18 protein-coding genes are annotated in these 21,345 nt (G+C 72.1%); 11 read left to right on the top strand and 7 right to left on the bottom strand.

The window, feature by feature from the left end; translation table 11 throughout:
- The first annotated feature begins 118 nt into the window (after positions 1-118).
- Entirely contained in the window at positions 119-1,192 is a 1,074-nt protein-coding gene (locus OIB37_RS32135) for a CapA family protein (protein WP_330462052.1), read from the top strand.
- Here OIB37_RS32135 and OIB37_RS32140 read toward each other — a convergent pair whose 3' ends face one another.
- Together OIB37_RS32140 and OIB37_RS32145 are read right to left on the bottom strand one after the other, a co-directional pair.
- Positions 1,193-2,617, bottom strand: coding sequence for an amino acid permease (locus OIB37_RS32140; RefSeq protein WP_330461112.1), 1,425 nt, complete (start codon positions 2,615-2,617; stop codon positions 1,193-1,195). It lies immediately after the preceding gene.
- A 320-nt stretch (positions 2,618-2,937) separates the two neighbouring features.
- A complete protein-coding gene (locus tag OIB37_RS32145) occupies positions 2,938-3,417 on the bottom strand; it encodes a universal stress protein (protein ID WP_330461113.1) in 480 nt (159 codons plus the stop codon).
- Between the two features lie 252 nt (positions 3,418-3,669).
- Here OIB37_RS32145 and OIB37_RS32150 point away from each other — a divergent pair, with 252 nt between their 5' ends.
- Positions 3,670-4,503: a polysaccharide deacetylase family protein gene (locus OIB37_RS32150; RefSeq protein ID WP_330461114.1), complete on the top strand. Its 834-nt coding sequence runs from the start codon at positions 3,670-3,672 to the stop codon at positions 4,501-4,503.
- A gap of 51 nt (positions 4,504-4,554) precedes the next feature.
- On the opposite strand, the gene OIB37_RS32155 is transcribed toward OIB37_RS32150, so the two are convergent.
- Positions 4,555-5,226, bottom strand: coding sequence for a class F sortase (locus tag OIB37_RS32155; protein WP_330461115.1), 672 nt, complete (start codon positions 5,224-5,226; stop codon positions 4,555-4,557).
- 333 nt (positions 5,227-5,559) lie between these two features.
- Between OIB37_RS32155 and OIB37_RS32160 the strand changes: the two genes are divergently transcribed.
- The gene (locus OIB37_RS32160) at positions 5,560-6,432 is read left to right on the top strand and encodes a hypothetical protein (protein ID WP_330461116.1); all 873 of its coding nucleotides are present in this window, start codon (positions 5,560-5,562) and stop codon (positions 6,430-6,432) included.
- Positions 6,433-6,804: 372 nt separating this feature from the next.
- Here OIB37_RS32160 and OIB37_RS32165 read toward each other — a convergent pair whose 3' ends face one another.
- Positions 6,805-7,569: a bestrophin-like domain gene (locus OIB37_RS32165; RefSeq protein WP_330461117.1), complete on the bottom strand. Its 765-nt coding sequence runs from the start codon at positions 7,567-7,569 to the stop codon at positions 6,805-6,807.
- Positions 7,570-7,603: 34 nt separating this feature from the next.
- Positions 7,604-7,732, bottom strand: coding sequence for a hypothetical protein (locus OIB37_RS32170; protein WP_330461118.1), 129 nt, complete (start codon positions 7,730-7,732; stop codon positions 7,604-7,606).
- Between the two features lie 785 nt (positions 7,733-8,517).
- On the opposite strand from OIB37_RS32170, the gene OIB37_RS32175 reads away from it, so the two are divergent.
- The 5 genes from OIB37_RS32175 (at position 8,518) to OIB37_RS32195 (ending at position 13,353) form a co-directional block, all read left to right on the top strand.
- Positions 8,518-9,462 carry an SCO0930 family lipoprotein gene (locus OIB37_RS32175; RefSeq protein ID WP_330461119.1) on the top strand — a complete coding sequence of 315 codons (945 nt, stop codon included), beginning with the start codon at positions 8,518-8,520 and terminating at the stop codon, positions 9,460-9,462.
- Positions 9,463-9,819: 357 nt separating this feature from the next.
- Complete coding sequence (locus tag OIB37_RS32180) at positions 9,820-10,632, top strand: SAM-dependent methyltransferase (RefSeq protein ID WP_330461120.1); 813 nt, start codon at positions 9,820-9,822, stop codon at positions 10,630-10,632.
- Positions 10,629-12,773, top strand: a complete 2,145-nt coding sequence (locus OIB37_RS32185; RefSeq protein WP_330461121.1) for a putative bifunctional diguanylate cyclase/phosphodiesterase — start codon at positions 10,629-10,631, stop codon at positions 12,771-12,773. The genes OIB37_RS32180 and OIB37_RS32185 overlap by 4 nt, the downstream gene beginning before the upstream one ends.
- A gap of 157 nt (positions 12,774-12,930) precedes the next feature.
- A complete protein-coding gene (locus OIB37_RS32190) occupies positions 12,931-13,179 on the top strand; it encodes a hypothetical protein (RefSeq protein WP_330461122.1) in 249 nt (82 codons plus the stop codon).
- 6 nt (positions 13,180-13,185) lie between these two features.
- On the top strand, positions 13,186-13,353 hold the full coding sequence (locus OIB37_RS32195) for a hypothetical protein (protein ID WP_330461123.1): 168 nt from the start codon (positions 13,186-13,188) through the stop codon (positions 13,351-13,353).
- 129 nt (positions 13,354-13,482) lie between these two features.
- Here OIB37_RS32195 and OIB37_RS32200 read toward each other — a convergent pair whose 3' ends face one another.
- Positions 13,483-14,367, bottom strand: coding sequence for a LysR family transcriptional regulator (locus OIB37_RS32200; RefSeq protein ID WP_330461124.1), 885 nt, complete (start codon positions 14,365-14,367; stop codon positions 13,483-13,485).
- 119 nt (positions 14,368-14,486) lie between these two features.
- Here OIB37_RS32200 and OIB37_RS32205 point away from each other — a divergent pair, with 119 nt between their 5' ends.
- The 3 genes from OIB37_RS32205 to OIB37_RS32215 are packed head-to-tail and all read left to right on the top strand — an operon-like array spanning position 14,487 to position 17,865.
- On the top strand, positions 14,487-15,158 hold the full coding sequence (locus OIB37_RS32205; RefSeq protein ID WP_330462053.1) for a succinate dehydrogenase: 672 nt from the start codon (positions 14,487-14,489) through the stop codon (positions 15,156-15,158).
- Positions 15,159-15,160: 2 nt separating this feature from the next.
- The gene (locus OIB37_RS32210; RefSeq protein WP_330461125.1) at positions 15,161-17,119 is read left to right on the top strand and encodes a fumarate reductase/succinate dehydrogenase flavoprotein subunit; all 1,959 of its coding nucleotides are present in this window, start codon (positions 15,161-15,163) and stop codon (positions 17,117-17,119) included.
- Positions 17,116-17,865 carry a succinate dehydrogenase/fumarate reductase iron-sulfur subunit gene (locus tag OIB37_RS32215; RefSeq protein ID WP_330461126.1) on the top strand — a complete coding sequence of 250 codons (750 nt, stop codon included), beginning with the start codon at positions 17,116-17,118 and terminating at the stop codon, positions 17,863-17,865. The genes OIB37_RS32210 and OIB37_RS32215 overlap by 4 nt, the downstream gene beginning before the upstream one ends.
- A gap of 123 nt (positions 17,866-17,988) precedes the next feature.
- Here OIB37_RS32215 and OIB37_RS32220 read toward each other — a convergent pair whose 3' ends face one another.
- Entirely contained in the window at positions 17,989-21,345 is a 3,357-nt protein-coding gene (locus OIB37_RS32220) for an SAV_2336 N-terminal domain-related protein (RefSeq protein WP_330461127.1), read from the bottom strand.

The raw sequence follows: 21,345 nt of genomic DNA on the forward strand, positions 1-21,345 counted from the left end.
CGGGACTGTTTGCGCCGCGAGCCAGTTTCGTACCCATATGCCTGTCACAACTTTGTCTGCCAATACGACAACTCAGGCAATACGACAACTCAGGGGTGAGCAGATGATCGGACGCAGGATGATCGGACGCCGTCACCAGGTGGCTCTGGCGCTGACCGCCCTCCTGGCGGCGGCCGCCGCCTGCCAGAACCAGGAGCGGAAGGAGCCTGCCGCCACCGCGCACCCGGCGCCGCCCGCCGCCCGCGGCTTCACCCTCGTCGCCTCCGGCGACATCCTTCCGCACACCTCCGTCCTGGAACGGGCGAACTACGACGCCGGAGGCAACGGCTACGACTTCCGCCCGATGCTCGCCGCGGTCCAGCCGGTCGTCGCCCGGGCCGACCTGGCGCTGTGCCATCTGGAGACGCTCTCCGCCCAGCCGGCCCTCACGCCCCCGCCGCAGCTGGCGTGGGACCTGGCCGCGGCCGGCTACGACGGATGCTCCACCGCCTCCGACGGCTCCCTGGACGACGGGATCCGGGCCGCCCTGTCCGCCATGGACCAGGCCGGCCTGCGGCACGCCGGGACCGCCCGCAGCGAGGACGAGGCCCGCACGGTCACCCTGCTGCGCGCGGGCCCGGCGAAGGTCGCGCACCTGTCGTACCCCTACGACACCGACGAGAACCTGATGATCGCCGACGCCCGGGCCGCCCGGCGGGCGGGCGCCGACGTGGTGGTCGTCTCGATCCGGTGGGGGACCTCCTGGCAGGACGCCCCCGACCAGCGGCAGCTGAGCCTCGCCCAGGACCTGACGGCCTCGAAGACCGCCGGCCGCCCGGACGTCGACCTGATCCTCGGCACCCACACCCACGTCCCGCAGGCGTACGAGAAGGTCAACGGAACCTGGGTGGTCTACGGACTCGGCGACCAGATCGCGGGCGAGACGACCAACCCCGGCGGCGCCCGCGACTCCCGCGGCGACGAGTCCACGGTCGGCCGCTTCACGTTCGCCGCGCCGGCCCGCCCCGGCGGCCGCTGGGAGGTCACCCGGGCCGAGTTCCTGCCGCAGATCTACGACGTCGACGCCGGCCGCGTCGTCGACCTCGGCCGGGCGATCGCCGGCGGCGCCGAACTGACCGCGGCGCGCGACCGGGTCCGGGACGTCGTCCTCAGCCGGGGAGCCGCGGAGAGCGGCCTCGTGGCGGGACGGTGATCACTCGGCGGGCGGCCGCCCGCCCAGCGCCGAATGCCGGTAGGAGTACCCGAAGTAGATCACGCAGCCGATCACGAACCAGACGGCGAACCGCACCCACGTCTGCCACGTCAGGAACGTGATCAGCCAGATCGAGAAGACGGCACCCAGCGCGGGCACGAACGGCATCCACGGCGTGCGGAAGGTGCGCGGCAGGTCGGGCTGCCGGCGGCGCAGCGCGATCACCGCCACGCACACCACCACGAACGCCAGCAGGATGCCGATGTTCGTCAGTTCGGCCGCCTGGCCGATCGGCACGAATCCGGCGATCGCCGCCGACCCCACCCCGACGATCCACGTCACCCGGGTCGGCACGTGCCGTGTCGGGTGCGTCTTGGCGAACCACTTCGGCAGCAGCCCGTCCCTCGCCATCGAGAACCACACCCGCGTCACACCCAGCATGAACGTGAACATCACGGTGAGGATGCCGATGATCGCGCCCACCGCGACCACGTCCGCGAACCCGCCCAGCCCGACCGCCTTGAACGCCGACGAGAAACCGCTCTCCGGGTCGATGTGCTCGTAACTCTGCATGCCCGTCAGCACCAGGCAGGCCGCCACGTACAGCACCATCGCGATGATCAGCGAGTAGATGATCGCCTTCGGCATGTGCCGCTGCGCGTCCTTCGACTCCTCCGCCGCCGTCGACATGGCGTCGTACCCGAACACGGCGAAGAACACCGTCGCCGCGCCGGTGAAGGTCCCCCCGACGCCGTACGGGAAGAAGGGGTGGTAGTTCCCGGTGTCGATGTGGTAGACGCCCACGCCGATCACCAGCAGCACCACCAGCACCTTCAGCGCGACCACGAACGTCTCGAACCGGGCCGCGCTGCGCATGCCCCGGTTGAGCAGCCAGGCGATCAGCAGACACAGCACGGCCGCGAACAGGTCGAACCGGTGCCCCGATCCGGTGCCGGGCGCGCCCTGCATCCAGTCGGGCAGGTTCGCGCCCATGTCCTCGACCAGGAAACCGAAGTACCCGGAGATGCCGATGGCGACCACCGCCACGATCGCGGTGTACTCCAGCAGCAGGTCCCAGCCGATGAACCAGCCCGCGAACTCGCCCAGCACCGCGTACCCGTAGGTGTAGGCCGAGCCCGCCTGCGGGATCAGCCCCGCGAACTCGGCGTACGACAGCGCCGCGCAGGCGCTCGCGACACCGGCGATCAGGAACGAGAGCAGTACCGAGGGCCCGGCCGTCTGGTTGGCCACCGTGCCGGCCAGCGTGAAGATGCCCGCCCCGATGATCCCGCCCACGCCGATCGCGGTGAGCTGCCACAGCCCGAGCGTCCGTTCGAGTTCCGCCCCCGCACCGGCCTCGGTCTCCTCGATGTGCTCGATCGGTTTGCGGCGGAGAATCCCCTCACCCATACGGATCTTGGCCATACGCCTCACCCCTTCACCGATGGCAAACGGCTGACGGCCGATCATGATGGCTCAGGGCCGCCCCGGACGGAAGACGCCACGCACACCCGGATCCGGCCCGTCCTGACCAGAGCGGCGCCCGCCCCTGACCGGACCGGCGCCCAGCCGTGTCCAGACCGGCCCCCGGGCCGCCCACGCCGCATGTCCGGGCAGTACGGCCCCGCCCGCGCCGTCCCCTGCCCCGGCGGCCCGCTCGGCGCCCGCGTCGCCCGGCCGGGCCGGGGCCCGCTCCTCGAGGCCCCGCCGGTGCGGCGCGGCCCCGCCGCTGCCGCCTGGGCCCGCTACGGGACGACCGTCACCGGCCACCGCCCCGCCTTCACCAACCGGATCGCCACCGAGCCGATGATGCGGTGTCCCGCCTGCTCGGACGCCCCCACCACCACGGCGTCCGCCTTCAGTTCCTCGGCCGCCCGCACCAGGCCGTTGTAGGGATCGCCGCGGAAGGTGTGGAACTCCCAGCGCACCTCGTATATCCCCTTGAGCCGTTCGGCCGCCGCCCGGATCTGCGCGATCAGGTCCTCGGCGATCTCGTCGGTCACCTCCGCCACGGGCGCCCCGAACGCCGCTCCCGCGGCCAGCACCGGCTGGATGTACACCACCGCCAGCAGTGCGTTCTGACGCCGGGCCAGACCGCTCGCGTACGCGGCCGCGCGCAACGAGGAGTCGGAGCCGTCCACCCCGACCACGATGACCTTCGGCCCGTCCGTGCCCCGTTCGAACCGGTGCGCGTGCTGTTCGTGCTGCTCGTGCTGTTCCGCCACGGCCGTGAGGCTATCGGAAGCGGCGGCTCCGTTCAGTGCCCGGCCCCGCTCGACGGTCCGGCTCCCCGCTCGACGGTCCGGCGCACCGGCCGGTGAACCGGACCCCCGCCGACGGGTACACCCGCCGTGTGCCGCCGCCGGGGGACCTGAGCCGCTGCGAGAGGGACCCGCGCTGCGCCGACCGGGTGTATTCCCGCCGCCGCACCGGTTGAGTTGTGGGGCGTCGACCGCTCTCCGGGCGACTGATGGGTCATGCAGAAGGATCAGTTGTTCACACGGCGCCGGCTGCTGCTCGCCGGCTCCGCCGCTCTGGGAGCCGCGGCCACCGCGGGGATCGTCGTGGCGGGGGACGAGGAGAAACCGGCGCGGGCCGCCGTCCTCGCGGGCCCCCAGGCACGCCAGACGCTCAAGTCGTCCGCCTTCCGGCTCCAGCCGCTCACCGGATACGGCCCCCCGCGCGCCAAGCCCCACAAACCCAAGGTGCGTCACGAACCCATCCTGCGGATCTCCGGAAGCGGCCGGCACATGATGCTGACCTTCGACGACGGACCGCATCCGGACTACACCCCGCACATCCTGGAGACCCTCGCCAAGTACCGCGTGCGGGCCATGTTCTTCGTGTGCGGCGAGTGCGTCGTCGAGAACAGGGAGCTGCTGGCCCGGATGGCCGACGAGGGGCACGTCGTCGGCAACCACACCTGGACGCACCCTCTGCTGACCGAGCTGAGCCGCAAGGAGATCCGCTCGGAGATGGAGCGGACCAGCGACGCCATCGAGGACGCCTACGGGGACCGCCCGCAGTGGTTCCGCGCCCCCTACGGCGCCTGGAACCGCACCGCCTTCCAACTGGGCGCCGACATGGGCATGGAACCGATGGCCTGGACCGTCGACAGCCTCGACTGGACCACCCCCGGCACCGGCACCATCGTCGACCGCGTCGAGGGCGGCGCCGCCCCCGGCGTCGTGGTGCTCTCCCACGACGCCGGAGGCGACCGGACGCAGAGCGTGCGCGCGATCCGTGAGTACCTGCCGTATCTGCTCGACTCCGGCTACCGCTTCTCCGTGCCGCGCCGCCGCGTGGCCTGAGAAGCGTGCCGACGACTCCTCAGGAGCCTCGTGCCGCCTGGTCGCGGTGGCTCAACCGACCGTGACCAGGCGGGCGAAGACGACGACGTTGCCGTCGTAACCGTTCTGCTTCGAGAAACCGCCGCCGCAGGTGATCACCCGCAGCTCCGGCGTGCCCTTCGAGCCGTAGACGCGGTCGCCGGGGAACTTGCTCTTCTCGAACACCTCGATGCCGTAGATCTCGAACACCGCGGTCCTCCCGTCCTTGCGTACGACCTCGACGCGGTTCCCCTTCTTCAGCGCCCCGAGGCCGTAGAACACGGCGGGGCCCTGCTGGTTGTCGACGTGGCCGACGATCACGGCGGTGCCCTTCTCGCCGGGGGAGACCGCGCCCGTGAACCAGCCCGCGAGGTTGGGGTTCTCGGGCGGCGGGGCGCCGACCCAGCCGTTCGCGTCCAGGCCGACGGACATGACGGGGGCGTCGACCCGGATCGCGGGGATGCGGACCCGGTCGGCGGGGGAGAACGACAGCGCCGCGGGCTCCGCGACGAAGGTGTCCGGCGTCGCCCGGGTGTCCGGCGCGGCGGCCGCCGCGGGCTGGGGCGGCCCGGTGTCGAACTCTCCCGAACCGTTGCGGATGAGCGCCAGGCCGGTCAGCAGAACGAGCGCGATCACGCCCCAGGGCGCGCGCCTTCGCCGCCGCTCCTCCTCTTCGGCCCACTCGGCCGGCTCGGACGCAGACATTCGCCATCCCCTCTCGACGCGGCCGTCACCACGTCCCGCACGCATGGGAGAACGCTAAGTCCCCCGCGCCCGGTGGGCGACGGGCCCACGGGCGAACGGGTGGCCCGTCAGCCTTTCGGTCGGCCATCCGAGTTGCAGTCCGGAGATAATTTCTGACGGTCCGTGACCTGCGGCAACATCCGATTGTGTGGTTATCCCGCAGGGGGTCGTATCACCAGGACGGACCATTCTCGACGTGCGGGCGTGTTCCGGGGGTCTGAGGGTTTGGCTGGGAGGTGCTTTCTCGCCGATCGCCCGGGTACGGGACCCGGGGTGCCTCCCGCGGAGGATCACATGCGAAACCAACGTGCCCTGGCGGCCGCGTGCGCCGCGGTCGCCATGCTCGGGTTGGCCGCCCCCGTGGCGGTCGCGGACGGAATGGGCAACGGGGGCGGCCCATCCACCGGCAACGGGGTCAGCCCGAACTCCGGGACCGCCGTCATCGGCGGCGGCACCGGGATCGGCGGCACCGGAATCGGTGGCACCGGAATCGGCCCGGGCGGAGCCGGCGTCATCATCGGCGGCGGCAACGGCAACTTCAACGGGAACGGAAACTTCTGCAACGGAAATTTCAACGGGAACGGGAACGGCAATTTCAACGGCAACGGCAACGGCAACTTCAATGGGAACTGCCGGGGCAACGACAACTTCGGCAATGGCAATGGCAGGGGCAACGAGAACGGCAGGGGCAACGACAACGGCAGGGGCAACGACAACGGCCGGGGGAACGACAACTTCGGCCGCGGTGGCGATTTCGGCGGTCACGGCGACGGCAACGTGCGCAACATCATCGTCACGCCGAACGTGGTACCCGCCGGTGGCCGGCTCACCATCACCGTGGAGGGCTGCAACGGAGGCACGGTGTCCTCGCGCGCCTTCCGCACCACCCCGCTCACACCGGTCGACGACGACCTCTCGCGGGCCCACGTCACCGTCGACCGCGACACCCGTCCCGGCCGGTACGACATCACGGTCAACTGCAACGGTCGCAGCCTGACGCGCTCCTGGGCCTTCACCGTGCTCGGCGGCGTCCAGGGCGGCCTCGGCGGCAGCAGCACCGCCGGGGCCACCCGGACCGACATGGCCATCGGCGGCGGCCTCGTGGCCTCGGCCGTGTTCGGGGGCGGCGCGTTCTGGCTGCGCCGCCGCAACGAGAGGGAGATCTGACCCGGTCCCGGTCTCCCCGCCAGGAGAGCCCGGGACCCGGCGCACATCGGCAGGCCTTCGCCCCCGGCCCCCACGGGACCGGGGGCGAAGGCCTGTGCCGTGCCGGGGCCCCGCGGCACTAGGGTCTTTCTTCCGGATCAGGCCGGCTCCGGTCTGCGGTGCCTTCTGGCCGGCCCGAGCGGGGTCTGGTGCGTGCGGCTGCCAGGCGGAGGAGGGAGTCGACGCGGCGCGATGGGGGTCCCTCCCTGCTCGAGCGAAGCCGAGAGCTTGGGGGAGAGTGACGACAACGCCGCTGGGGGTACCCCCTGCTCGCAGAGCTTGGGGGAGTGCGTGCCAGGCCCCGCGACCCCGGCAAGATCCGGAAGACAGGCCCTAACCCTTGACGTTCGGGAACAGGTCGAGGAACGGTCCCGCGGTCGCCGCGATGCCCCGGCTGAAGGGGGCGTCGAAGTCCCAGATGAGGAACAGCATGAAGGCGATGGTCGCCGAGAACAGCCCGGCGAGGATCAGCTCGCGTGCGGTGCGCCGGATCTGCAGCGCGAAGACCATGCCGATGGTGATGACCGCCCCCGCCAGCAGCCCCCACCACACCACGGACGGCATGGTGGCCCCGGTCGAGTCCGCGCGCGCGTTGCGCGCCTGGTCGGCGGCGGCCATCTGGTCCAGCACCGGCTGGTAGGCCTGCGCCTCGAAGTCGTTCTTCGGCTGGTAGTCGGTGACGTCCTGGCGGAGACGGTCCAGGAGCTGCCCACCGCGGTCGGTGACCCGGTCGTGGTCCGTCATCGACTTCCACTCGGTGTCCACGACGTACCCGACATAGGTGTCGATGTCGTCGCGGATACGGTCACGCACGTCCGGCGGATAGACCCGGACCCGCGCCGAGATCTCGTGCAGCGCCTGGGCCTCGGCCTGCACATGGTCCTGGGCGGCGCTGCGCGCCTCCCACACACCGGCGATGGCCAGGCCCAGGACGATGGCGTACACCACGCCGATCCACATCGTCATGTACTCGATGACGTCCGGCGTCTCGTTGGGATCCTCGTCCTCGGGAGCCCGCTTGGACCGTACGACGGTGATGACGACCACCACGGCACACGCCCCCAGCATCCCGAGGACGAGAACAAGCCAATCCGACAACTGATGCCTCCAGGAGGTGAGAGCGGCCGACGCGTCAGCGCGGGCGCAGCGCCGCGACGGCGACGATCGCGGGAATGGTGATGAGCAGGACGTAGGTGACGGGTGACGTGGGGGAGGGCGTCTGGTGCGGGATGGGCCGGGGGTGGTACGCGGGGTAGCTCACCGGGGTCACGGAGGGGCGCGGGGTGGGCTTGGGCGGCGGGGTCGGCTTCGGCTTCGGTGCCGGAGGTGGCGGTGGTGGGGGCGGTGGCGGAGGAGGAGGCGGGGGGACCGGCCGGGGCGCGGGCGGCGCAGGGGCGGGCCGGACGGGCGGCTTCGGCTTCGGCGGCGGCTTCGGGGCCGGCGTCGGCCGTGGCCTGGGCGTCGGCTTGGGCGTCGGCTTCGGCGGAGGGGGCGGCGGGGGTGGAGGCGGGGGCGGGGGTGGAGGCGGGGGCGGGGTGGGTGTCGGCGTGGGCGGGCAGGGCGGCGGCTTGGGCCTCGGGCAGTGCGGAAGATGCCCGTGGCCACCGCCGGCCACGGCCACCGCCACCGTGCCGCCCGAGCCCGTCGACGCGTACGCGCAGGCATCGGCCGACGCGCTGCCGGTCGGGCAGCCCACCAGGGTCCAGGTCAGTGCCAGCAGCGCCAACACCCGTATGGCGGGGGCACATCGGGTCGCTTCGGGTCCATGCACGTCGGAGAGCATGAGGCGCGCGGGGCACTCTCACTCCACAGTGAGCCGGGATTGGTCCGAATGAGGGATAAAGCGTGATCCGTGGTTTGACGTACAGAAGTGTCGCGAGTGGCTTGTTCGGGTGCCTGTGCGACAGACAGCGCCCCGGGGTCGAACGGCGCCCGGAAGGAAAAATCACGCCGTGTTTGAACACTCCGTCCCCGGGCCCCGTATCCATGGCCGTGCGGCGGCGCGGCAGGGCGCTGCAATATCCAGGCGAATATGGGGAGTTGACGATGAAGACCTCGTGGCGGACCGCCTCACTGGTGGCCACGGCCGTCTCGGTGCTGGCACTGACGACGGCGTGTGGTCAGGAGAACGCCGCGGCGCCTGCGTCGGCGGCCCAGAACGTCGGGGCGACCACCGCCGCGGGCGGCTACGGCAGCTCGGCCACCGACACGGGCAACGGCTACGGCGCCGACAGCAACCAGGGCGCCGGCTCCCGGGCCCCCGCGGGCAAGCTGACCGTGGCCAGCAACGCCGACCTGGGCAGCGTGCTCACCGACGGCGCGGGTGTGACCCTGTACCGGTTCGACAGCGACACCGCCAATCCCCCCAAGTCGAGCTGCGACGGCGACTGCGCCACCACCTGGCCGCCGGTCCCCGCCGACGACGCCTCCGCCGGCGCCGGAATCGACAAGGCGCTGCTCGGCGAGGTCACCCGTACCGACGGCACCAAGCAGCTGACCGTCGGCGGCTGGCCCGCCTACCGCTACGCCAAGGACGCCAACCCCGGTGACGTCAACGGCCAGGGTGTCGGCGGCAAGTGGTTCGCGCTCGCCCCCAACGGCAAGAAGGCCTCCCTCTCCGCCGTGCCCGGCCTGTCCGTGCGCAAGGACGGCAAGCTGGGCGACATCGTCGTCGACAAGAACGGCATGACGGTCTACCGCTTCCTCAAGGACAAGGCGTGGCCGAAGTCCGTCTCCAACTGCACCGGCGCCTGCCTGGAGAAGTGGCCCGCCGTCGCCCCCGTCAGGACCGAGGACACCGAGGGCGTGCAGAAGAAGGGGCTGATGGGCTTCACCCGGCCCGACGGGGTCAAGCAGATGACCGTCAACTGCTGGCCGATCTACACCTTCTCCGGTGACAAGACGCCCGGGGACACCAACGGTCAGGGTGTGGGCGGCACTTGGTACGCCGTCTCGCCCGACGGCAAGCCGGTCGGCGCGCCGGGCAAGTAAGGATCCCCCTCCCCAGGGCCGATCGCCCCGCCCCGCCCGGCACCCGGCCACAGGTCCGCCCCCTCCGCACCCCGCGGAGGGGGCGGACCGTTTTCGTCGTACGGGCCATGGCGCCGCGCTAGCGCGAACAGCCGCACCGGACGTCGTGAGGGAGGACCTGCCGCGCGGGACGCGACGAGCGCGACGAGCGGGCCCGCGCCGGCCGTCACCCAGCGGGGTCGCACGGGCACTTGCCGCAGGCAGTGACCGGGAACGGATGGTCAATTTCCGGTTCGGGTCGCTCCTTTGGCGGGCGATCAGTAGCCTCAGCTCGAACACCGGATCGCCTGTCCCTGTCGCCTACGCCTGGAGAGATACATGGAGCGTCCCGCCTGGGCCCCACGGAACATCGACATCTCTGTGCCGAGCGTCTCGCGTATCTACGACTACTACCTGGGCGGTTCGCACAACTTCGAGGTCGACCGGGAAGCGGCCCGCAAGGCGATGGAGTTCCTGCCGGGCCTGCCGAAGATCATGCAGGCCAACCGCGCGTTCATGCGCCGGGCCGTGCGCTTCGCGGCCGCGGAGGGCATCACCCAGTTCCTCGACATCGGCTCCGGCATCCCCACGTTCGGCAACGTCCACGAGATCGCCCAGGCCACCGTGCCGGATGCCCGGGTCGTCTACGTCGACCACGACCCGGTGGCCGTGGCGCACAGCCAGGCCGTGCTGACGGACAACCCGCACGCGGACGTGATCGCCGCCGATCTGCGCAAGCCGCACGAGATCCTCGCCGATCCCCGGCTGGAGGCGCTGATCGACCTGAACCGTCCGGTGGCCCTGCTGCTCGTTGCCATACTGCACTTCGTGGAAGACGCGGACGACCCCCGCAGCGCGGTGGCCGAACTGAGCGCGGCGCTCGCGCCTGGCAGCCTGCTGATCCTCACCCATGCCTCGTACGAGGGAATCCCGTTGCCGGCGGAGCGGGCCGGTGGCGCGGTGGACGTATACAAGGACATTCGCAACCCGCTGATCATGCGTTCGCGCGAGGAGATCGCGCGGTTCTTCGAGGGGTACGACATGGTGGAACCCGGACTGGTGCCGATGCCGCGCTGGCGACCGGAGACGGCACCGGAGGACGAGGATCCGTACGCCTTCTCCGGATTCGCCGGCGTGGGGCGCACAGCGTGAGCGCGGAGCCGGACGGCCCGGAGGACAGACTGCGCAGGCTGACGACGATCTGGGGCCGGGCGGTCTTCCCGGTCACCTCCACGTCGCTGACCCGCCCGGAGTTCGAGGAGCGACTGCTGCCCCTCGCCCGCCGGTTGAGCGCGCTGCTGCGCGCGCGCAGCTTCGACGCCGAGGAGGCGAAGGCGGTCGGCGCCGCCCTCGTCGGGGCCCACTGCACCGACCCCGAGGCGCTCACCCGCACCCTGGACTGCGTCGACGCCTATCTGGTCCTGTACTGCGGCGAGGACGGCCCGCAGGACGAACTGCGCATGCGCTCCTCCCGGTTGCAGCACGCGATGGCCGCCGGGTACGCCGAGGCGCTGCGCGAGCGTACGCTCGCCGAGCAGGAGGCCATCGCCCAGGCCGCGTTGCGGGCCCAGGGCGTGGTGGCGAAGGCGCTGCACGCCAGCGAGGCCCGCTTCCGCGCGGTCTTCGAGGGCGCGGCCATAGGGATCGGCATCGCCGACCTCGACGGCAACGTGCTCCAGGTCAACAGGGCGCTGCTGCGCATGTTCGGGCTGTCCGAGCCCACCCTGCGCGCCCGCCGCACCCTTGACTGGACGCATCCGGAGGACGCGCCGCAGACCTGGAAGCTGTACGAGGAACTCGTGCGCGGCGAGCGCGACCACTACCACGTGGAGAAGGCCTTCAACCGGCCCGACGGCACGGTCCTGTGGACCAACCTGACGGTCTCCCTGCTGCGCGACGCCGACGGCAACCCGCAGTACCAGCTCGCCCTCATGGAGGACACCACCGAGCGCCGCCTGCTGCACCTGCGGCTGCGCTACGAGGCCACGCACGACGCCCTCACCGGCCTGCCCAACCGTTCACTGTTCTTCGAGCGTCTGGAGAAGGCCCTGGCGGCGGGCGAGGGTCAGCGGTTCGGCCTGTGCTACCTCGACCTGGACGGCTTCAAGACCATCAACGACAGCCTCGGGCACGCGGCCGGCGACCGGCTGCTGGTGGAGGTCGCCGACCGGCTGCAGTCCTGCGCGACCGCTCCCGGCGAGATGGTCGCGCGGCTCGGCGGCGACGAGTTCGTGGCCCTGACCACCGGGCCCGGCACAGAGCGCGCGGTCGACGAACTCGCCGAGCGCATCATGCACGCGCTCGTCACCCCGATCAGTATCGACGGCCGTGACCTGCTGGTACGCGGCAGCCTCGGCATCGTCGAGGGCACGGCCGGCGAGCGCACCGCGGCGGAGGTCCTGCGCAGCGCGGACATCACCATGTACCGGGCCAAGTCGGCGGGCGGCAACCGGTGGGAGATGGCGGACCCCGAGGCCGACGCCCGCGCGATCACCCGCCACGGCCTGACCACCGCCCTGCCGACGGCGCTGGAACGCGGTGAGTTCTTCATCGAGTACCAGCCGCTGGTCCACCTCGGCGACGGCAGCGTCCGCGGCGCCGAGGCGCTCGTCCGCTGGCTGCACCCGCAGCACGGCGTCCTCAGCCCCGACCGGTTCATCCCGCTCGCCGAGCACACCGGACTGATCGTGCCGCTCGGCCGCTGGGTCCTGGAGGAGTCCATCCGCCAGGCCCGCGCCTGGCGGATGCGCGAGGACTTCGGGTCGGCGGCCGGCCCGCTGCGCATCAACGTCAACCTCTCGCCCTGCCAGCTCACCCATCCCGGGCTGGTCCAGGACACCGTCGACATCCTGGAATGCGCGGGTGTCACCCCCGACGCCCTCTGCCTGGAGGTCACCGAGTCCGCCCTCATCGGGGCCGACGACGACCTCCTCAAGCCCCTGCGCCGGCTCGCCGACATGGGCGTCGACATCGCCCTCGACGACTTCGGCACCGGCTACTCCAACCTCGCCAACCTCCGCCGCCTCCCGGTGAGCATCCTCAAGCTGGACCGCTCCTTCACCCGGGGCATGCAGCAGTTCCCGGCCGACCCCGTCGACCTCAAGATCGTCGAGGGCATCGTCTCCCTGGCCCACAGTCTCGACCTCGCGGTCACCGTCGAGGGCGTGGAGACGGGCGCCCAGGCCGAACAGCTGCGCGTCCTGGGCTGCGACACGGCCCAGGGCTGGTACTACGCCCGCCCGGGCCCGCCCGAGCGGCTGCACGACCTGGCACTCGTCGACGCGACGGGCTGACCGGCCGCCACGGGCGCCCCCTCGCCCGTGACGTGCCCCCGCTCGTGACGTACCCCGCCCGTGACGTGTCCCGTCCGTGACGTGTCCCCGGCCGCGAAGCCGCCCGGGTCCGCCCGTTCCTGACGGCGCCCCCTGGGACCTCGAGGACGGCCACCTGGTGCGGGGGCTCGCCCTGAGCGAGGGCGTTTCGGCGGACGTCGTGGCGTACGAGGAGCGCTACGGCCTCCTGGTCGCCTGTGTGCGGCGGCCCGAGAACTCCTACCGGCCGGTCGCGTGGGACCGCGCCACCTGGGACGTCGTGACCGATGTGGACCTCGCGCCGCTGTCCTGGGGGACGGACATCGTGTACGACCGGCTGCTCCCGTACCCCGGGCCGAGGCGGCTGCCCCCGGGAGTGCGGCGGTAGGTCAACGTGAGCGACCCCGGGGACATCGTGGCCGTTCCGCCGCGCGGTGTTCCCGCCGGGTTCCAGCAGGTCACGGCCGACCTCACCCACTCCGTCGGCGTGTTCGACTTCCACCGCGCGACGGGGTACCCGGGGTGCGCGGCGGTGGCGGGAGTGCTCGCCGCCCACCTGTGACGTGCCGTTCGCCGGGGAAGCTCTTCGGGGGCTCGGCGACGGCGACGGAGCGGGTGGCTCGGCGACGGCGGCTGCGGGCCCGGCGTCTCCGTGACGGACGGAGACCGGTGTCGCGGTGACGGGCGAGCGTCAGCGCTTCAGCAGCATGCGCTGCAGCTCCCTCGCGGCCCGGGGCGGAGCCACGTCGCTGCGGTGCGCCAGCCCGATGGTCCGGTGCAGGCCCGGCCGGGCCAGCGGAGTCACCCGCAACCGCCGCCCGGACCCGGTGGCGACCATGCGCGGCACGACGGCGACCCCGAGCCCCGCCCGTACGAACCCCAGCACCGCGTCCATCTCGCCGCCCTCCACCGCGAAGTCCGGCTCGAACCCGGCGGAGCGGCACGCGGCCACGGTCAGCTCCCGCAGGTCGTACCCGTGCCGGAACATCACCAGCCGCTCGCCCTCCAGATCGGTGATGTCGACCGCCTTCCCGCCCCGTCCGGGCGCCGGGGCGTCCGGCGAGGACACCACCACGAGATCCTCCCGGAGCAGTTCCACCGTGGTCAGCGCGGGCGCCGACGGCGGCAGCGGCAGCACGACGAGGGCGAGGTCCAGGGCGCCCCGCGCCAGCTCGCGCACCAGGTCGTGCGAGCCGCCCTCCTCGATCATCAGCTGGATCCCCGGATACCGGTCGTGGAAGGCCCGCAGTACGTCCGGCAGCAGGCCCGTGCACAGACTCGGCGTCGCCCCCAGCCGGACCCGACCCCGTCGTAGCTGCGCCAGCTCCTGCACCTCGTGCCGGGCCGTGTCCGCGTCGGCGAGGATGCGCCGCGCCAGCGGCAGCAGCGCCTCGCCCGCGTCGGTGAGGGTGATGTTGCCCCGGGCGCGCAGGAACAGGTCGGCGCCCAGTTCCCGCTCCAGGGCCTTGATCTGCTGGGACAGCGACGGCTGGGCGACGTGGACCAGCTCGGCGGCCCGGGTGAAGTGCCGGGTCTCGGCGACGGCCACGAAGTACTGGAGCTGCTGGAACTGCACCCCTCCAGGATAGCCGGAGCCTATGGAAACAAGGCGAACCATGTCTTGGACCGATCAGCGTCTCTGGCTCTAGCGTCCTGTCCATGGCTCTGGCAACGCGGACGGACCGACGGTCGTCCATGGCGCGCACGATGTGGGACAGCTCCGTCGGCAAGAAGACGGTGATGGCCGTCAGCGGTCTGGTCATGCTGCTCTACCTGGTCGCGCACATGATCGGAAACCTGAAGATCTACTTCGGGGCGGGCGAGTTCAACCACTACGCCCAGTGGCTGCGCACCGTCGGCGAACCGTTCATGCACTACGAGTGGACCCTCTGGATCATCCGGGTCGTCCTCGTCGTCGCCGTGATCGCCCACGCGGCCTCCGCCTACCAGCTCAGCCGCCGCGACATCAGGGCACGCCCCGTCCAGTACGTGCACAAGAGGCCGCGCGCGAGCTACGCCACCCGCACCATGCGCTGGGGCGGGATCATCCTCGGCCTGTTCATCGTCTGGCACGTCCTGGACCTGACCACCGGCACCGTGCACCCCGGCGGCTTCCAGGAGGGCCACCCCTACCAGAACGTGGTGGACACCTTCTCCACCTGGTACGGCGACACCGTCTACATCGTCGCGATGCTCGCGCTCGGCCTGCACATCCGGCACGGCTTCTGGAGCGCCGCCCAGACCCTCGGCGCCGGCAGCCGTGCCCGCGACCGCGCGCTGAAGACCGTCGCCAACGTCCTCGCACTACTGCTCACGGCCGGCTTCATCGCCGTACCCGTGGGCGTCATGACCGGAGTGGTGAGCTGACCATGACCGCTTCCCCGCAGTACACCGACTACACGACCGGCGCACCGGTCACCGACACCAAGGCCCCCGCCGGCCCCGTCCAAGAGCGCTGGGACACGCGCCGTTTCGAGGCCAAGCTGGTCAACCCCGCCAACCGGCGCAAGCACACGGTGATCGTCGTCGGCACCGGCCTGGCCGGCGGCTCCGCCGGCGCCACCCTCGCCGAACAGGGCTACCACGTGGTCCAGTTCTGCTACCAGGACTCCCCGCGCCGCGCCCACTCCATCGCCGCGCAAGGAGGCATCAACGCGGCGAAGAACTACCGCAACGACGGCGACTCCGTGCACCGGCTCTTCTACGACACCGTCAAGGGCGGCGACTTCCGCGCCCGCGAGTCCAACGTGCACCGCCTCGCACAGATCTCCGTCGAGATCATCGACCAGTGCGTGGCGCAGGGCGTCCCCTTCGCCCGCGAGTACGGCGGCCTGCTCGACACCCGCTCCTTCGGCGGCGTCCAGGTCTCCCGCACCTTCTACGCCCGCGGCCAGACCGGCCAGCAACTCCTCCTCGGCGCTTACCAGGCGCTGTCCCGGCAGATCGCCGCCGGGAACGTGGAGATGCACCCGCGCACCGAGATGCTCGACCTGATCGTCGTCGACGGGAAGGCGCGCGGCATCGTCGCCCGCGACCTGGTCACGGGCCGGATCGACACCTACTTCGCGGACGCCGTCGTCCTCGCCTCCGGCGGCTACGGCAACGTCTTCTACCTGTCGACCAACGCCATGAACTCCAACGCGACCGCGATCTGGCGCGCGCACCGGCGCGGCGCGTACTTCGCCAACCCCTGCTTCACCCAGATCCACCCCACCTGCATCCCGCGCACCGGCGACCACCAGTCCAAGCTGACCCTGATGAGCGAGTCGCTGCGCAACGACGGCCGCATCTGGGTGCCCAGGGCACAGGGCGACACCCGGCCGCCGAACCGCATCCCCGAGGACGAGCGCGACTACTACCTGGAGCGCATCTACCCCTCCTTCGGCAACCTGGTCCCGCGCGACATCGCCTCCCGCGCCGCGAAGAACGTCTGCGACGAGGGCAGGGGCGTCGGCCCCGGCGGACAGGGCGTCTACCTGGACTTCGCCGACGCCGTCGCGCGCATGGGCCGAAAGGCCGTCGAGGCCAAGTACGGCAACCTCTTCGACATGTACCAGCGGATCACCGACGAGGATCCCTACGAGGTGCCGATGCGCATCTACCCGGCCGTGCACTACACGATGGGCGGCCTCTGGGTCGACTACGACCTCCAGACCACCGTCCCCGGCCTGTTCGCGATCGGCGAGGCCAACTTCTCCGACCACGGAGCCAACCGGCTCGGGGCCTCCGCGCTGATGCAGGGCCTTGCCGACGGCTACTTCGTTCTCCCGGCCACCATCAACGACTACCTGGCGCGCAACCCGCACCAGGAGCCGGTGACCGGCGAACACCCCGCCGTCCAGGAGGTGCTGGCCGAGACCGAGGACCGGCTCCACCTCCTGCTCGCCGTCGACGGCGACCGCACCCCCGACTCCTTCCACCGCGAACTCGGCGAACTGATGTGGGAGTTCTGCGGCATGGCCCGCACCGACTCCGGTCTGCGCAAGGCGCTGGAACGCATCCCGCAGATCCGCGAGGAGTTCTGGCGGCGCATCAAGGTGCCCGGGACCGGCGAGGAGTTCAACCAGTCGCTGGAGAAGGCCAACCGCGTCGTCGACTACCTCGAACTCGCCGAGCTGATGTGCCTCGACGCGCTGCACCGCGCCGAGTCCTGCGGCGGCCACTTCCGCGAGGAGTCCCAGACACCGGACGGCGAAGCGGCCCGCAGGGACGACGAGTTCGCCTACGCGGCGGCCTGGGAGTTCACCGGCACCGGCGACGCCCCGGCCCTGCACAAGGAAGACCTGGTCTTCGAGTACGTCCACCCCACCCAGCGGAGCTACGCATGAAGCTCACCCTGCGCGTCTGGCGGCAGAAGCATGCCGACGCCGACGGCGCCATGTCCACGTACGAGGTGGACGGCATCTCGCCCGACATGTCCTTCCTGGAGATGCTGGACGTCCTCAACGAGCGTCTCATCCTCGCCGGCGAGGAGCCCGTCGCCTTCGACCACGACTGCCGCGAGGGCATCTGCGGCGCGTGCAGCCTGGTCATCAACGGCGACGCGCACGGCCCCGAGCGCACCACCACCTGCCAGCTGCACATGCGGTCCTTCGAGGACGGCGACACGATCGACGTCGAACCGTGGCGGGCGGCCGCGTTCCCGGTGATCAAGGACCTGGTCGTCGACCGGTCCGCGTTCGACCGGATCATCCAGGCCGGCGGCTACGTCACCGCACCCACCGGCTCGGCGCCGGAGGCCCACGCCACCGCGGTGCCGAAGGCGGACGCCGACTACGCCTTCGAGCACGCGGAGTGCATCGGGTGCGGCGCCTGTGTGGCCGCCTGCCCCAACGGCGCGGCGATGCTCTTCACCTCCGCCAAGGTCAACCACCTGGGTGTGCTGCCCCAGGGCGCGCCCGAGCGGGAGACCCGGGTGCTGGACATGGTGGCCCAGATGGACACGGAGGGATTCGGCGGATGCACGCTCACCGGTGAGTGCGCGACCGCCTGCCCGAAGGGGATTCCGCTGATGTCGATCACCAGCATGAACCGCGAGTGGCTGCGGGCGACCCGCAAGTCACGCAAGCGGTAGAGACGTTCGCCGGCAGACAGGCGGACGGGCGGGGCCGGGGGCAGGTGCTCTCCCGGCCCCGTCTGGCTTACGGACGCCCGACGCGGGCCACAACCGCAGGGACCGCCGCGGGAGTTCCCCGGGTCATGACGTCTCCGGCTCCGGCGGCAGCGGTCGTACGACCAGGTCCGCCAGCTGGAGCAAGGCGCTCACGGTGGCCGCGCGAAGGTCTCCGAGCCGCCAGTGCGGGGACTGCAGAGCGCTGTCGAAGGGCACGTGCACGACCTGCTCGGACCGGAGGCGCAGCCGCAGCGCGAAGTCCTCGGCCGGCCCACGGGGGTAGGAGCCGTCGGTCCGCGTCGCCACGACCACCGCGTCGTCCGCCAGGCGGTGGCGTCCGGCCTCCCGCAGCAGGCCGAGGGTGCGCACCGCCGCGTCCCTGAACCAGTCGGTCGTGCCGCAGCACACGATCAGCCGGTCCGTGTGGTCCAGGACCACGTCCAGCGGCCGGTCGACACGGACCGGTGCCCAGTCGGTCAGGACGAAGCCGTAGTAGGGCGCCGTGTGGGAGAGCACGCGCGTGTACTCCTGCGCGTGTGCGGAGTTCGGCCCGAAGTGGCCCGCGGGGTGGGCCGTCACTTCGAGGCCCGAGGCGAGCCGCGTGGTGTGGGCGCGGACCTCCTCGTACGACGGACCGAGCGGCAGGGCCGCCAGATCGCGCGGGACGGCCCGGTTGCGACCGGACGGCAGGAACGCGCCCAGCGCCCCTTCGGTGGCCGCTCCGTCCAGGGCCAGGACGGGCTCGTCCCGCACCGTGGCCAGCAGCGAGCCCAGCGCCATGGTGGTGGTCGCCCGGCCGCTGTAGTGCTCGGCGCCGATCAGGGTCAGCCGCCTGCTGTGCGTGAGCGGGGTACGAAGCCGGGCGAGGCGCTCCTGGGCGAGGGTCCGTGCCCCACCGAAGCGGGGCAGCGGGAGCCGCCGCCCCGCCGCCGGGGAATCCGCAGGCCGGGGCGGCGGAGTGAGCGGCACCGAAGGCGCCGTCCTGCCGCCGGCCGTCGGGACGGGTTGCGCGGAGCCGCCGTGCCGCATGCGGGCCTGGGCGATGTACCGGGCCAGCACGTCGGCGACCTCGCTCGCCGTCGGGCACCCGGCCGGGTCCTCGTCCAGGCAGCGCGCGACCAGACCGCGGAGCTGCTCCCAGCCGTCCCCCTGCCACAGATGCATGCCCTCCGGCAGGTTCGGGACCTCCACCCCCGCCTTGCTGCTGATGAGTTTGAGCATCACGCCCAGGGAACGCATGCTGCTCGCGACACTCGGCGCGGGACCGGAGCCCAGATAGTCGCCGTCCACGGCGTAGTCGGACAGGTCGGCGAGCGCGACGGTGCGACGCAGGACGAACACGTTGTCCATCCCGAAGTCCGCGGGTACCAGTCCGCCGGCGTGGCACAGGGCGAGCGCGTTCGCCAGATGCCAGGAGACCAGCAGGCCGCGCACCAGGTCGAAGGGGGCGGTGCCCCGCTGCAGGGCCCCGGCGAAGACCTCGGCGAGACGAGGCGGCTGGACGTCCGGCGCGTCCGCGTCCTGGATCGGGGTCATCGCGAGCCAGGGCGGGGAGTCGTCGAGTCCGGTGGCGAGCAGCGCGGGCGCGTACTGGCCCTGGAGCCGGGCCAGCGCCTCCGCCTCCACCGCGATCAACTGGGCGTTGGCGGCAGGCAGATCGGGGCGCGGGATCCGCAGTACTGCCTCCGTGCCGTTCGGGTCGACGCCCCGGTAGACCACCGTGCGTCGGCCGCGGCGCCGGCCGCGCAGGCGGTAGGCGCCGAGCCGGGCGGGGTCCGTGTCGGTGAGCGGTTCCCAGCCGTCGGTCGTGGCCGCGGCGGGCCCGGACGCGGCGGTGGGCAGGGCGGGCGTCCGCGCGAACGACACCCCGAACCGGGTGAGCAGCCGTTTCTCGACGCTCGTGAACGGCTGGTGCGAGCCGGGAAGATGGGCGGAGCCGTCCGGATGGGCCAGCCAGGCGGGGAAGTCAGGGGAGTTGCCCGCGAGTTGCTCGAGATGACGGCCGATCCGGCGGCTCGTGCGCAGGAGTTCGTCCTGCGGGACCGCGTCGAGGAGCACGGCCTTGGCCCCCTCGGAGAAGTCGAACACCCGGTGCTTGGCGGGCAGCGGACCCGGCACCGGCGCCGGATGCGGTCGCACCAGCCCGCCCAGGAACACCTCGGCCAGGTGCGAGGTCGTGGCGGTCCAGGGCACGGCCGACTGCACCAGCCGCATCACCGGCACCGAGAGCGGGGAGACCGCCGCGAGGTGCGCGGCGAGCCGGTACGCCTCCGGACTCGCCGCGTCCCGGAAGTGCTGGGCGCTGGTCAGGTCCCGGGCGGCGGCCACGCTGCCGTACTGGTCGGGCAGGGACAGCAGGGGCAGTTCCGCGGTGGTGCCGGGGGAGGAGAGCAGACGGGCCCAGTCCCGCAGCGAGGCCGGGACCGGCTCCAGCACGGGAACCGGCACGCCCTCGAACGCGGAGAGCTCCGCCGGCAGCACCGGATCCCTTATCTCCCACGAGGAGTTGGCGCCCCCGATGCGGCGCGTGGTGACCTCCCACCGCTCCGCGGCGATGCCGGAGGCCTCCCACATGTCGGGCGGCAGTGTCTGCAGGACCGCGACGGGCCCGCGCTTCGCCCAGCCGGCCAGCAGCCCGTGCACGGCACCGGACCGCCAGGCGGCGCCCATGCCGTCACTGACGACGAGGATGAGCCCGCGGCCCGAAGGGTCGTTGACGGAACTCAGCGGCACGGGGCTGCTGTCGGGCCGGAACGGGCGTGCGCGCAGACCCGGTTCGCGCGCGGCGCGGGTGTCGAGGCCGAGGACGCGGGTCGTGGCGAAGGCGCCCAGGCGCTCCAGCAGGGAGCGCAGTTCGGCACTGAGCCGGTGCCACAGCAGCATCGACAGCCCGTCGTCGACGAGCAGGGTGAGGTTCAGCCAGCGCTCCCGCACCGGCCGCTCCACCACGTCGGGCAGATTCGTCTCCGCGACCTGGTCGGCCGTGCGCTCCTCGTCCGTCTCCAGGCGGTGCCGGCTGTCCACGCGCAGCCGCAGAGGCTTCAGGGCCCGGCCCAGTTCGAGCTCGTCGGCGAGGGCCTTGTCCTCGGGCACCCGCACCGGCATCGCCCGCCGGGCCTCCGGGGGAGAGGAGACGACACGCACCTCGGGGACCGGGGTCTGCCGGGCCGCCGCGTACAGGTCGGGAGCGGTGAGGTCGGGCAGGTCCGGATCGTCGTGCTCCGGCTCCTTGGGCCGCGGAGCGGCCCGGTCGGGCTCGGGGACGGACTCCGGTGCGCAGGGCCGCGGCGAGGGTGATTCCTGCCGCAACGGCGCACCGGCCCCCACGGGCAGCCGGCGGGCGAGCCACAACACGTCCAGGACCTGGTGGGCGTCCAGGTCGTGACCGCAGGCCGACAGGACCCGCAGCGCCTCGGCCAGCCGGTCACCGCCGCCCGCCAT

It is taken from the genome of Streptomyces sp. NBC_00820, assembly GCF_036347055.1.
GTDB lineage: Bacteria > Actinomycetota > Actinomycetes > Streptomycetales > Streptomycetaceae > Streptomyces.